Origin of the sequence: Pedobacter sp. CAN_A7 (genome assembly GCF_015752175.1) — a bacterium.
Taxonomy (GTDB): Bacteria; Bacteroidota; Bacteroidia; order Sphingobacteriales; family Sphingobacteriaceae; genus Pedobacter.
The window spans coordinates 625,537-639,224 of record NZ_JADOUW010000002.1; the positions used below are offsets into that span (position 1 = coordinate 625,537).

12 protein-coding genes are annotated in these 13,688 nt (G+C 40.4%); 10 read left to right on the forward strand and 2 right to left on the reverse strand.

Annotated features, from left to right (window positions below; translation table 11 throughout):
* Position 1 precedes the first annotated feature (1 nt).
* The 3 genes from IWX76_RS08805 (at position 2) to IWX76_RS08815 (ending at position 2,536) form a co-directional block, all read left to right on the forward strand.
* Entirely contained in the window at positions 2-511 is a 510-nt protein-coding gene (locus tag IWX76_RS08805) for a DUF937 domain-containing protein (RefSeq protein ID WP_196859534.1), read from the forward strand.
* Positions 512-544: 33 nt separating this feature from the next.
* Positions 545-1,622, forward strand: a protein-coding gene (prfB, locus tag IWX76_RS08810) for a peptide chain release factor 2 (protein WP_196859535.1) whose coding sequence is annotated in 2 segments (ribosomal slippage) — positions 545-604 and positions 606-1,622 — 1,077 coding nt in all. Because the reading frame shifts where the segments join, the coding sequence is not laid out codon by codon here.
* Complete coding sequence (locus tag IWX76_RS08815; protein ID WP_196859536.1) at positions 1,622-2,536, forward strand: alpha/beta hydrolase; 915 nt, start codon at positions 1,622-1,624, stop codon at positions 2,534-2,536. The genes prfB and IWX76_RS08815 overlap by 1 nt, the downstream gene beginning before the upstream one ends.
* On the opposite strand, the gene IWX76_RS08820 is transcribed toward IWX76_RS08815, so the two are convergent.
* Entirely contained in the window at positions 2,533-3,393 is an 861-nt protein-coding gene (locus IWX76_RS08820) for a transglutaminase-like domain-containing protein (RefSeq protein WP_196859537.1), read from the reverse strand. The genes IWX76_RS08815 and IWX76_RS08820 overlap by 4 nt on opposite strands.
* Positions 3,394-3,434: 41 nt before the next feature.
* Here IWX76_RS08820 and IWX76_RS08825 point away from each other — a divergent pair, with 41 nt between their 5' ends.
* On the forward strand, positions 3,435-4,226 hold the full coding sequence (locus IWX76_RS08825) for an O-methyltransferase (protein ID WP_196859538.1): 792 nt from the start codon (positions 3,435-3,437) through the stop codon (positions 4,224-4,226).
* Here IWX76_RS08825 and IWX76_RS08830 read toward each other — a convergent pair.
* Complete coding sequence (locus IWX76_RS08830; RefSeq protein WP_196859539.1) at positions 4,223-5,353, reverse strand: BamA/TamA family outer membrane protein; 1,131 nt, start codon at positions 5,351-5,353, stop codon at positions 4,223-4,225. The genes IWX76_RS08825 and IWX76_RS08830 overlap by 4 nt on opposite strands.
* Positions 5,354-5,469: 116 nt before the next feature.
* Here IWX76_RS08830 and IWX76_RS08835 point away from each other — a divergent pair, with 116 nt between their 5' ends.
* The 6 genes from IWX76_RS08835 (at position 5,470) to IWX76_RS08860 (ending at position 13,684) form a co-directional block, all read left to right on the forward strand.
* Positions 5,470-6,447, forward strand: a complete 978-nt coding sequence (locus IWX76_RS08835) for a deoxyhypusine synthase family protein (RefSeq protein ID WP_196859540.1) — start codon at positions 5,470-5,472, stop codon at positions 6,445-6,447.
* 253 nt (positions 6,448-6,700) lie between these two features.
* Positions 6,701-7,999 carry a cytochrome c3 family protein gene (locus IWX76_RS08840; RefSeq protein ID WP_196859541.1) on the forward strand — a complete coding sequence of 433 codons (1,299 nt, stop codon included), beginning with the start codon at positions 6,701-6,703 and terminating at the stop codon, positions 7,997-7,999.
* Between the two features lie 49 nt (positions 8,000-8,048).
* Positions 8,049-11,072 carry a TAT-variant-translocated molybdopterin oxidoreductase gene (locus IWX76_RS08845; RefSeq protein WP_196859542.1) on the forward strand — a complete coding sequence of 1,008 codons (3,024 nt, stop codon included), beginning with the start codon at positions 8,049-8,051 and terminating at the stop codon, positions 11,070-11,072.
* A gap of 23 nt (positions 11,073-11,095) precedes the next feature.
* The gene (nrfD, locus tag IWX76_RS08850) at positions 11,096-12,568 is read left to right on the forward strand and encodes an NrfD/PsrC family molybdoenzyme membrane anchor subunit (protein ID WP_196859543.1); all 1,473 of its coding nucleotides are present in this window, start codon (positions 11,096-11,098) and stop codon (positions 12,566-12,568) included.
* 2 nt (positions 12,569-12,570) lie between these two features.
* Entirely contained in the window at positions 12,571-13,107 is a 537-nt protein-coding gene (locus IWX76_RS08855) for a DUF3341 domain-containing protein (protein ID WP_196859544.1), read from the forward strand.
* Positions 13,100-13,684, forward strand: a complete 585-nt coding sequence (locus IWX76_RS08860) for a c-type cytochrome (protein ID WP_334641557.1) — start codon at positions 13,100-13,102, stop codon at positions 13,682-13,684. The genes IWX76_RS08855 and IWX76_RS08860 overlap by 8 nt, the downstream gene beginning before the upstream one ends.
* Positions 13,685-13,688: the final 4 nt, after the last annotated feature.

Sequence of the window (13,688 nt, forward strand, 5' to 3'; positions counted from 1 at the left end):
CATGGTAGAGAAATTGAATCAATTAGTTAAAGAAAATGCACAGGATGCAATAGTGAATAACCCTGACATCCCTAATGAACGGAATGAGGAAGCAGTATCTGCGGCATCTATGTCTATTTTCGATGCCTTAAAACAGCAGGTATCTTCAGGTAACGTCTCAGAACTTGTTAATATGTTTAAGGGTGGGGGTGATGCATCAGGAAATGCCGTGGTTCAACAGGCGTCTAGTGGTTTTGCAGCGAAATTGGGTGGTATGGGTGTTAATATAGACAGTGCCAAATCAATTGCAGCTTCGCTGATACCGATGCTCATGGCTAAGTTTGCAAACAAAACGAAGGACCCTAATGACAAGTCATTTGATCTACAGGACATTATGCGTCAGATTGCTGGACCAGATGGGAAATTTCAACTATCAGACCTCACCAATATGTTTGGGGGCCAGGACCAGGCGAAGGGCACAACGGATGATAAAAGCGGTGGCATGATGGATAAATTAAAGGGCTTATTTTAAGAGACACTTAGTAATTATTATATATTTGTAGCTATGACTAAAGAAGACATACAGGATTTAAGGGACAGAGTAGCGTCGCTGAGGAGGCATCTTTGACGTCGAAACACGACTAGAGGATATTTATGTAGCACAGCAAATGACCATGCAACCAGATTTTTGGGATGATCCCAAAAAGGCGGAGAAACATTTGGCTGCATTGAACTCAAAAAAAGTTTGGACGGATGCCTGGCAGGTGGCAAAAAGTGAGCTCGATGATACCGAGGTGCTCTTTGAATTTATGCAGGCCGGTGATGCCACTGGAGAAGAAATGCAGGAGCAGTATGAGCAATGTTTGGCGACAGTAGAGAATCTGGAGTTGAAGAATATGCTGAGCAGCAAGGAAGATCAGCTGAATGCGGTGATGCAGATTACTGCAGGTGCAGGTGGTACTGAAAGTTGCGACTGGGCGGCTATGTTGATGCGGATGTATATTATGTGGGGCGAGAAAAATGGCTATAAAGTAACTGAGCAGGATTTCCAGGAAGGGGAGGTAACGGGTGTAAAATCTGTAACACTACAATTTATGGGCGACTTCTCTTATGGCTACCTGAAAGGAGAAAATGGGGTACATCGCCTGGTGCGGATTTCTCCATTTGATTCAAATGCGCGTCGTCATACTTCTTTTGCTTCAGTTTATGTGTACCCCTTGGTAGACGATACCATCGAAATTGAAGTGAAGGATTCGGAGATTGAATTTGAGACTTTCCGTTCTGGCGGTGCTGGTGGACAAAATGTTAACAAAGTGGAAACCGCTGTGCGTTTATATCACAAGCCATCGGGTATCGTGATTAAAAACCAGGAGTCACGCTCGCAATTGCAAAACAAAGAGAATGCTTTGCGTTTATTGAAGTCGCAGTTATATGAGGCAGAAATGCGTAAACGTATGGAAGCTTCGGCAGCGGTGGAAGGTTCTAAAATGAAAATAGAGTGGGGGTCGCAGATTCGCAATTACGTATTGCATCCTTACAAACTGGTGAAAGACCTGAGAACAAACTATGAAACGTCTAATGCCCAGGGGGTATTGGATGGTGAATTGAATGATTTTTTGAAAGCTTATTTAATGGAGTTTTAATGAAGAAATTTAACCTTACCCTGATCTTGTTAGCCATATTAACCGGGCCGGTTGTTGCCCAGGAAGTTGTTCCGATTTATAATGGTCCGATTCCGGGTGCTAAACCTGTGCCTGAAAGTTATAAAGAGCTTTCTGTTGCCGGCGACGATGGCGTGATCAGGGTAAGTAAAGTTTCAATACCTACGTTAACAGTATACCTTCCAGAGAAAGGGAGTGCCACTGGAACGGCCGTATTGATTTGTCCAGGCGGTGGTTATGGCATCCTTGCCATCAATCATGAAGGAGATAAAGTGGCAAAGGAATTTAATAAAATTGGCGTTGCAGCTTTTGTGTTAAAATATAGGCTGCCTGATGACCAGATCATGGACGATAAGACGACTGGCCCATTACAGGACGCACAACAAGCAATGGCACTATTACACAAAAATGCTAAACAGTGGGGCATTAATCCAGATAAAATTGGTGTAATGGGTTTTTCTGCCGGCGGTCACCTGGCTTCGACCTTGTCTGTACGGTATAATGTTCCAAAAATTACTGATAAAACGGCTAAGGTAAAACCAGCTTTTTCCTTACTTATTTATCCTGTAATTTCTTTGGCAGCATTTCCGCATATGGGCACCTCAAATAACCTGTTGGGGAAGGAAGCTTCAGCTGAGCAAAAGGCTTACTTTTCTAATGAAAAACATATAGATGCCCAAACACCTCCGGCTTTTATTGTGCATGCTGCTGATGATGGCGGTGTACCCGTACAAAACAGTCTGTTATATGCGCAGGGACTTGTGGAACATAAAGTGCCGGTAGAATTACATGTTTACCAAAATGGGGGACATGGATTTGGCTTAAACAATAAGTCGACGACCGACCCATGGTTTGAAAGGCTACGTAATTGGTTGCTGATGAATAAATTGCTTTAATGGTCGTTTAACACCTCTTGCAGTTCTTGTAATTCCTCCACTTTTTCGAGAGCCCCTTGGTTGGTATAAGCTGAAATGAGGTTGCGGATCACTCTTCCAATGATTTCCTTGTTGCTACAAGGGGTATAATAACCCGGCTGCGGTTCGAGGTTAAGCTGGCGAAGAAATTGATCTACATCGTGTTTTCCAAATATTGCCCCTTTATTAAACGCATTAATGTAGAATAAGACACTATAATCCTGTTCCTGTTTCCCCTCATCAAGATAACCAAGGATAAAGTGTTGTGGCAGGTTTACTCCATATACTGGAATATCGAGTTTCTGTGCAACAGTAGCGTAAATAATGGCTAAAGAAATTTGGTTCCCTTTTTTACTTTCTAATACCTGGTTAATATAGGAGTTTTGCGGGTCCTGGTGGTTTTTTACGTTCCCGGTAAAGCCATGCTGGGTATAAAAGATGTGGTTGATTAATTTGACCTTTTCGATAGAACTCATCTCGTCTTGCAGGCCTGTCCACACATCGCGCTTGATTTCATCGATCTGGTTAAGGAGTTTTTGTTCATCAAGGTCTGGATACTGATGGCGGTTAATAATCATGGCGCCCTGTAATAAATCGAAAGCTCCACTAAGCTGCCACAACCTGAGGTCTTCTTTGACCGTGTTAAACTGTATACGGTGAACCACATTTTCTATGCGTTCTTGTAACAACACGTCCAGCGATTGCTCCCATGCAGTTTCCAGATACACAATAGCTGTTGGTCCGTAGTCCAGTAAACGCTGTTCTACGTGTTGAAATACTTCCTGATCCGTATCATCGAGGAGTTTAACTAAAGCACTTATTTCTGTACTATTTTCCATAATATGCAATTACAATTGTGCGTTTGTCTATTTTTGCCGATATGGATATTAATTTCTTTATTGATTTTCTAAAGCATCGTTTTACGGCTAAAACCAGACATGGTACACACTCTCCATTTGTTTATAAGCTTGCTGACGAGGTAATTTACGATTTTAACTTAAGACCTGATTATAATGCGATCGAAGAACAGCGAAAAAAACTTTATCGTGACGATGCATTGATACAAGTAACCGATTTGGGTGCAGGATCTCACTTAAATAAAAACAGAAGCAAAAAGGTTAAAGAAATAGCAAAGAATGCACTTAAAAGTCCGCGTTTAGCCCAGCTGATCTATCGATTGGCTAAAGCTAATGAACCAGCGCAAGTCATTGAATTGGGTACTTGTCTGGGATTAACCACGGCTTACCTGGCCAAAGCTTGTCCGCAGGCTAACATCCTGACCATTGAGGGCTGTCCGCAAACGGCTGCGGTTGCTGCAAAGAACTTTAAGGACCTGCAATTAGACCATGTGGAATTACAGGTAGGGAATTTTGATACCCTGTTGCCCGAAGTATTGGCAAAACAAGAAAAAGTAGATTTCGTTTATATTGATGGAAACCATCGCAAGGATGCTACATTGAATTACTTTAAGTGGTGTTTGCCGAAAGTGCATGAAAACTCCCTGTTGATTTTTGACGATATTTATTGGAGCAAAGGCATGAAGGAAGCTTGGGAAGAAATTAAGGCACACCCTGAGGTAACGGTGACCATTGATTTATTTTGGATTGGCCTCGTATATTTTAAAAAGGGTCAGGCCAAAGAACATTTTAAGTTGAAATATAAACAGTTTTAGAATGCTTCGGCCAGACTGATGTAAAAGCCACTCTGGCGTTTCTCGTTTGGCGCCATGCCGCCAACCCCATAATCCAGTCTGATACTTAATCCTTTAGCGGGATCATAGAAATACCTTCCACCGGCGCCGTAATTCGGTTTCAATCCCTGTAAGGAGAAGTTTCCATTTTCAAAGACCCGGCCTGCGCCTGCGAAACCAACCAGTCCGAAGCGATTACTAAAGCGATAACGGAGTTCGGTTTGGGCAGTAAGTAAGTTTTGATCACGGTAACGACCTTTATAATAACCCCGCATCATCTCGTCATTACCCAGTTGTGGTAATAAGTAGAAGGGGGTGTTTTTGCCTTGTACCGTATAGTATATTCCATTTAAGCCAAGTACCAGTCGGTTAGCCAGCGGGAAGAAGTTGCTTAATTTTACACGGATCTGGCTAGCACTGTAATTGCTTTTTGAAAACAGGTTAGGCGCATATTGATAAGTTACTCTTCCAAAAAAGCCTTTTGTCGGGTAGTTATTAGAGTTTCGGGTGTCGTAACTTTGAGAAAGACCTAAAAATAACACCGGTCCACCTTGCCTGTCTACCAGATGAGGGTCAGTAGAAAACAGGCCTCCTTCGCCTCGATCTGTATATTGATAGTTTTCAAAGGCTACCGATAGGCCTGTATAGGTATTAGGGAGCAGCGCTTTTTCTGCTTCAAGCTGTATTTTGAATAATTCCTCTAGCACCTTATTCTCATTACGTTCCAGGGTTTCATTACCAATACCGTAAAAATTAAAAGGAGTTCTTTTAAACTTCAGTTCACCTAATAAATGGTATTTGTTTTCCTTGGTATAGATATCACTTTTTAGTGAAACGTTATATTGCTTTTTAGTGGTGATGGAGCCTAAGGCTGAGAAGTTGGAGCTGCGGTTTTGGGGATCCGCAGCATCCATATAGGTGGAGTACAACGTTCCTACACCAAATTCAAAGCCGTTCTCCTGGCTATAGCCTACTACGGGTATTGGCATAAAACTAGGCCGGCGGGTGGTATCTACATCATTTGATAAAAGACGTTGGATTAATTTCTTTTGCCCAAGAGCGTGGAGGCTGCAGAATAGAAGCAGGAAAAATGCCGGAAAATATTTCATCGCCCCAAATGTAAAGGAAGTATATAAATAAATGCAATGGTTTCTTTGGCGAGTTTATCAGGATTATGTCTGATTTGAGAAATATTGACTATTTTTGGACTTTTATACATAAACAGATGAGCACAAGAGGACCTATTTCGCAATTCATGGAGGGTAATTACCTTCACTTCAATTCTGCAGCCATGATGGATGCTGCAAAAGGATATGAAACCCATTTAGACGAGGGTGGAAAAATGATGATTACCCTTGCTGGAGCGATGAGTACAGCAGAATTGGGTATTTCTTTGGCAGAAATGATTCGTCAGGATAAAGTATCTATTATTTCTTGTACAGGGGCAAACCTGGAAGAAGATATTATGAATCTTGTAGCCCATTCACATTATAAAAGGGTTCCGAATTACAGAGATTTAAGTCCGCAGGACGAGTGGGACCTTTTAGAAAACCATTACAACAGGGTTACCGATACTTGTATACCAGAAGAAGAAGCCTTCCGCAGGTTACAAAAACATATTCATAAACTTTGGAAAGATGCTGATACAGCAGGTGAGCGTTATTTTCCACATGAGTTTATGTACAAAATGTTACTAAGTGGCGTGTTAGAGCAATATTATGAGATCGATCCAAAGAACTCCTGGATGTTGGCTGCTGCAGAAAAGAATTTGCCAATTGTTGTTCCTGGATGGGAAGATTCGACAATGGGTAACATCTTCGCTTCGTATGTAATGAAGGGCGAGTTAATTGCAACCACAATGAAAAGTGGTATTGAGTATATGGGCTATTTAGCTGATTGGTACATTAAAAACAGCGAAGGTAAGGGGATAGGCTTTTTTCAAATTGGCGGCGGTATAGCTGGGGATTTCCCAATTTGTGTGGTACCAATGCTTTACCAGGATATGGAAATGCCTAACATTCCTTTCTGGAGTTACTTTTGCCAAATTTCTGATTCGACCACTTCTTATGGTTCATATTCAGGAGCAGTGCCAAATGAGAAAATTACCTGGGGTAAATTAGATATTAATACGCCTAAATTTATTGTGGAATCTGATGCTACAATTGTTGCGCCATTGATTTTTGCCTGGATATTAAAAATGTAAATTAAATATCCAAACGACGGCTCATTTTAGTTAAGGATGAGATCAGTAAAAATTTAGAAAAAAAGCTGATATATGGTCGTTTAGGGCATGTAAGGGGATTGTTTAGAATGGTTATAAATTGTATTTGGTGTCATTAATTTGTCATTGATAACTTAATAAACTTTACTTTTGTTCACGTTTTTGATGTATAGCTAAGTCGTTAAACATTGATTATAATTTTAAGTTATTTAAAAAATTGTATAAAATACTCATTATGAGGGATATCTCATTGATCATTAGAAGAGTTTGGAAGTCGGCATTTATGATAACGGCTCTATCTGTTTTAATCGTTTCTGCTACACAGGCACAGGATGTTGTCGAAGGAAGGAAAATTTTTAGGGAAAAGTGTACTTCATGTCATGCTTTAGACCGTGACATGACTGGTCCTGCACTGCAACCAATAGTGGCTTCAAAAAGTGAAGAGTTTTTGCTGAAATGGATTCACAATGCGCCAGCAATGATTGCATCTGGTGATGCGGAAGCGGTTGAAGCTTCAAAGTGGAGCGCGAATGCAGAAATGACTGCTTTTCCAACGCTTACACCAGAGCAAATTAAAAGCATTATCGCTTATGTAAAAGAAGGTGAACCTAAAAAAGAAGGTGACGCTGCTGCAGTAGGTGGTGGTGCTTCTGATGAGGTTTCTAACTTCTCTTTAGCTGGTGTTTTAGCCATCATCTTAATTTCAATAGTAGTCCTTGTGGTATTGGCTAAGGCCATTAAAATGTTGGAGCGTTTGATCCTTCAAAAACAAGGTGTTGAGGTTGTAGAGCCTGCAAAGGTGTCTGTTGTTACAGGTGTAGCAGGTTTATTCAAAAACAAAAAATTTGTATTATTCTTTATTCTATGTCTTGTGATCACATTAGGGTCATATGGCTGGATGGGTATGTGGAATACAGGTATTCACACGGGTTATCAACCGGTGCAGCCGATCAAGTTTTCTCACGAATTACACGCCGGTATCAATCAAATTGATTGTCAATATTGTCACTCTGGCGCTTTCAAATCGAAAAATGCTTCTATACCATCACTTAACGTGTGTATGAACTGCCATAAGCAGGTTCAGGGCAGAGATAATTACGATGGAAACATTTCTCCTGAGATTCAAAAAATCTACAATGCTTTAGGGTATGATGCCGATCACATGACTTACGATAAGTCTAAAGAAAAGCCGGTAGAATGGGTTCGTGTACACAACTTGCCTGATTTCGCTTACTTCAATCACTCACAACACGTTGTGGTAGGTGAGGAAGCGATCCGTAAAGAAAAAGGATTACAGCCAAACGAACCAGTTTGTTTCGCTTGTCACGGTCCTGTTGATACTATGGAAGAGCTTTACCAGTATTCGCCATTGACAATGAAGTGGTGTGTGGATTGCCACAAGTCTACGGAGCTTAATGTAAAGGATAATGCATTTTATACCAAAATCATTGAGGCTCACGAGAAAATCAAGAAAGGCGAGAAAATTACGCCTGCTGCCCTTGGTGGTCTTGAGTGTGGTAAATGTCACTATTAATAAGAGTTAGTAAAGAAAAGAACGTTCGATAAACAGTAATAAAGCTTAAATGGAAAGCAATAAAAAATACTGGAAAGGCTTAGAAGAGTATAAAAAGACTCCGGATTTTGTTGAAAACAACAAGAACGAATTTGCTGAGCCCCTTCCAATAGAAGATGTTTTAAATGAAGCAGGATTAAGTACCGTAACTCCTCGCCGCGACTTTTTAAAAGCGCTTGGCTTTGGTTTAGGTGCGGTAACATTGGCTGCTTGTCAGCCTGCTCCTGTTCATAAATCAATCCCTTATTTAGTTAAACCGGAAGAGGTTGTTCCAGGTATACCTAATTACTATGTGTCTACCTATAACGGCCAAAGTGTTTTAGTTAAAACCAGAGAAGGAAGACCAATCAAGATTGAACCAAATCCAAATGGCGGACAGTTCAAGCTTGGAACTGATGCACAGGCTCAAGCCTCTGTATTAGATTTATACGATGTGTCGAAACTTAAGGCTCCTATCGTTAAAAACGAAGAAACAACCTGGACTAAAGTTGACGAGTTTGTAAAAGGAGAGTTAAATAAAGCACAAGCATCGGGTAAAAAAATACGTATCGTTTCTTCATCTGTAGATAGTCCTTCAACCAAAAGTGTTGTTGCTGACTTTATTACAGCCTACCCAACGACTAAACATGTACAATATGATGCCGTTTCTTATACTGGTATCATAAAAGCAAATGAAAATAGCTTTGGTAAAGCAGTATTGCCTAAATATAATTTTGATAAGGCAGACCTTATTGTAAGTTTTGGCGCTGATTTCCTTGGAACATGGATTAGTGGAGAAGAGTTTACTTCACAATATGTTTCTAACAGAAATGCGAAGTCCTTAGCTAGCGGAAAAATGTCAAGACATTTTCAGTTTGAAACAGGAATGAGCATTACTGGTTCAAATGCTGATACACGTTTGCCTATTAAACTGTCGGAAGAAGGTCCAGCTTTAATTACACTTTACAATGCAGTTACAGGTTCTTCTTTAGCAGGTGGTGTATTGCCAAATAATACGACTGTAGAGAAAGCTTTAAAACTAATTGCTAAAGAACTCCTACTGAATGCAGGTAAATCATTAGTGGTTTCTGGCTCTAACGATGTTTCTACACAGATTTTAGTAAATGCCATTAACTCCAGCATTGGTAGTTATGGTACAACAATAGATTTAGATAATCCAAATACACGTTACGCAGGTAACGATGCTGAATTTGCAGAGTTGGTTAAAGAAATGGACAGAGGCGAAGTAGCTGCTGTTTTCTTCTTAAACTCTAACCCAGCTTACGATGCAATTAATACTAAAGCATTCGAAGCTGCATTAGCTAAAGTTGCTTTAAAAGTTTCCTTCTCTGATCGTAAAGATGAGACGTCTACACTATGTGATGTTATTGCCACTAACCTAAACTATTTAGAGTCATGGGGTGATGCCAATATTTACCAAGGAACTTATTCAATTGTACAGCCGACCATTAACCCGGTATTTAATGCCCGTCAGGCAGAGCAGAGCTTGTTAGTATGGGCTAATGCACCTGTTCAGGATTACTACCAATATGTTCGTAACAACTGGGAGAAAAATATTCTGCCAGTTACAGGAAAAACCTGGAACGATTTGTTGCAATTAGGTGTGCTAACGGCAGCTCCGAAAGCAGCTGGTACTTACACCTTCAGCTTATCCTTAGCTTCAGTTTCGCAATCTGTATTAAACAGTAGCAAAGCATTAGCAAAAGATGTGGAGTTACAGGTTTACGAAAGTGTACCTATGCGTGATGGTAGATATGCCAACAACGCATTCTTACAGGAGTTACCTGATCCAGTGAGTAAAGTAACCTGGGATAATTACATTGCTTTGGCTCCAAAGTTTGCAGAACAATTAGGCTTCAAAGAGTTTGATGTAGTTTCTGTAAAAGCAGCTAATGGTTATACGATTGAATTGCCTGTATTGATTCAACCTGGTCAGGCACAAGGAACCGCTTCTATTGCCTTAGGGTATGGACGTACGAAAGCTGGGAAAGCAGGAGATAACGTTGGTAAAAACGCTTATCCTTTTGTAACCTTTGTTAATGGTACGCAACAATATGCTACTACGGTAAGTTTGTCTAAAACAGGCGCTACCTATGAATTAGCACAAACACAAACTCACCACTCTTTCGAAGGAAGAAACATTATTCGTGAAGCAACCTTCACTGAATATGTTAAAGATCCTGCAGCTGGTTCTGGTAACCACGGTGCAAAACATAAAACGTACGATTTATGGGATAAATTCGAAACCCCGGCAAACAACTGGGTAATGGCGATTGATTTAAACGCTTGTACAGGTTGTGGTTCTTGTATTGTAGCCTGTAACGTAGAAAACAACATTCCTGTTGTTGGTCGTGATGAGGTTCGCAAGAGAAGAGAAATGCACTGGATCCGTATCGATCGTTATTACAGTTTTGATGATGGTGGTAACAGCGTTTCTGAAGAGAAAGAAATTGCAAGCCTTGAAAATCTTGACCGCGTATCTGTTGTTAATCAACCGATGCTTTGTCAACATTGTGATCATGCACCTTGTGAAACGGTTTGTCCGGTTTTAGCAACGGTACACTCATCAGATGGTTTAAACCATATGGCTTATAACCGTTGTGTAGGTACACGTTACTGTGCAAACAACTGTCCATATAAAGTGCGTCGTTTTAACTGGTTTAACTACTGGAATGACTCTCGTTTTGACAACTACTTGAATAACGAATTTACACAACTTGTTCTTAATCCTGAAGTTACTACTCGTTCAAGAGGTGTAATGGAGAAATGTTCAATGTGTATTCAACGTATACAAGGTGGTAAATTAGCAGCCAAAATGGAAAAACGTCCATTGAAAGATGGTGATATCCAAATGGCTTGTCAACAGGCATGTCCGGCTAATGCAATTGTATTTGGTGACGGTAACGATCCGGAATCGGAAGTTTCTAAAGCTTTACGCAGTCAACGTACATATTACGTGTTGGAAGAGATTAATGTACAACCGGGTATCGGTTATATGACAAAAATTAGAAATACAGGTACAATACCAGCGTAAGCTGATATTAAATAATAGATACTATGTCAGGACATAACGAATCAATATTAAGAGAACCATTAATTACCGGTAACGATATCACGTATGCAAAAATTACGAATGATATTTTGGACCCGGTAGAGAATAAGCCAAACAAGGCCTGGTGGATAGGATTTATCGTGGCTTCACTGGGCGCCTTACTATGGATGGTAGCAGTGGGTTACACTTTCTGGACCGGGATTGGCGCATGGGGATTAAATAAAACAGTAGGCTGGGCCTGGGATATCACCGGTTTCGTGTGGTGGGTAGGTATTGGTCACGCTGGAACACTAATCTCAGCTGTATTATTACTGTTCCGTCAAAACTGGCGGAATTCCATCAACAGATCTGCAGAGGCAATGACTATTTTTGCCGTTATCTGCGCCGCTACTTATGTAGTATCTCACATGGGTAGACCATGGTTAGCTTACTGGGTACTTCCATTACCAAACCAATTCGGATCTTTATGGGTTAACTTTAACTCACCACTGGTTTGGGATATGTTTGCCATCTCCACTTACTTTTCTGTATCCTTGTTATTCTGGTATACAGGTTTGTTACCGGATATTGCAACCATCCGTGACCGTGCTTCAGGTGTAAAACGCCGTGTATATACCATTTTGTCTTTCGGCTGGAATGGTAACGTAAAAACATGGCAACGTTTCGAAGCTGTTTCCTTAATTCTTGCAGGTATTTCAACGCCGCTGGTACTGTCGGTACACACAATTGTATCTATGGACTTTGCAACGTCTGTTATTCCAGGATGGCACACGACAATTTTCCCTCCATACTTCGTAGCTGGAGCGATTTTCTCTGGTTTTGCGATGGTACTAACCTTATTATTAGTGGTACGTAAAGTAATGGGACTAGAGAACTATATTACCATGTTCCACATTGAGTCGATGAATAAAATCATTATTCTAACGGGATCTATTGTTGGTGTGGCTTATATCACTGAATTTTTCATCGCCTGGTATTCAGGTTCTGAATATGAGCAATACGCATTTATCAATCGTTCAACCGGACCTTACTGGTGGGCATACTGGATGATGATGACTTGTAACGTGATCTCACCCCAGTTATTATGGTTCAAGAAGATCCGTACAAGTATTCCTGCAACCTGGATTTTGTCAATCGTTGTAAATATTGGTATGTGGTTCGAGCGTTTCGTAATTATCGTTACTTCCTTACACCGTGATTACCTGCCATCAAGTTGGGCAATGTTTTACCCAACATGGGTTGATGTGGCAGTATTCGTAGGATCAATTGGTTTATTCTTTACGTTGTTCTTATTGTTCTTAAGGGTATTACCATCTATTGCCATTGCTGAGGTGAAGTTGTTGTTAAAAACAGCAAGTGAGCAAAGTAAAATGAAGTTGATAAAAGAAGGACATCTTGACAAGGTACATGTTGATGAATATGTAGAGTCATTAGAGAAATTCGATAGTGTTAAACAAGAAGATTACGCAAAAATATAACAATGAGTAATATCAAATATATCTTAGGCAGTTTTGGCGATCCTGACGAAATGATGCACGGCATTGATAAGCTACAGGAAAATAACATTAAGATACACGATGTATATACACCTATGCCTATACACGGTATCGAAGCCAAATTAGGGGTAAAGCGTTCCCGGTTAGACATTGCGGCATTCTGCTTTGGTATAACAGGTACAATCACCATGTTATCATTTGTTTATTGGGCAACTGTAATTGACTGGCCGGTTAATATTGGTGGTAAGCCACATTTTCCATTGGCAGATTTTATTCCAATTACATTTGAGTTAACCATCTTGTTTTGTGCGTTTGGATTGGTAGGGTCTTATTATGCTTCTACACACTTGTTTCCAGGCCGTGCACCAAGAGTAATGGATTTACGCGCAACAGATGATCGTTTTATCATCGCTATTGATGCTAAAGACAACGCAGAGCACGTAAAAATTGATAATTTATTAAAAGAGGCAGGTGCTTTAGAGGTAAAATATAATGAAAGGAAGTATGTTAGCTATGAATAAGACAAGAATAGTATCTATAGCATTTTTTGCTTTGACTGCAGCTGTGTCTCTTTCGTCATGCAGCGATAAACAAAGCACAGGTCTGGAATTTGCAAGAAATATGTATGATCCATTGGCCTACAATCCGGATCAGCCAAATAAGAACTTTGCAAACGGACAAACTGCGCAGACGCCACCTCCGAATACTGATCCAATTGGATTTGTTAAATACGAGTATGCGAATACAAAAGAAGGTTACGAAGCTGCTGGTGCGGAATTAGTTAATCCATTAGCATTAAATTCTGAGAACCTGTTAAGCGGTAAAAAATACTACACTGTATTTTGCGGTCCATGTCATGGTGACGCAGGTGATGGTAAAGGCCACCTGGTACAAATAGAGAAATATTCTGGCGTACCTTCTTATCATGGTGACGCTGCATCTTCACGTGGTGGAATGATGAAAGATTTATCGGCCGGAAAGATTTACCATACGATCATGTACGGTTTAAATAACATGGGTTCACATGCTTCTCAGTTAACTCCGGAGGAGAGATGGAAAGTGACGATGTACGTTCAACAATTACAAAAAATACAATAGAAAA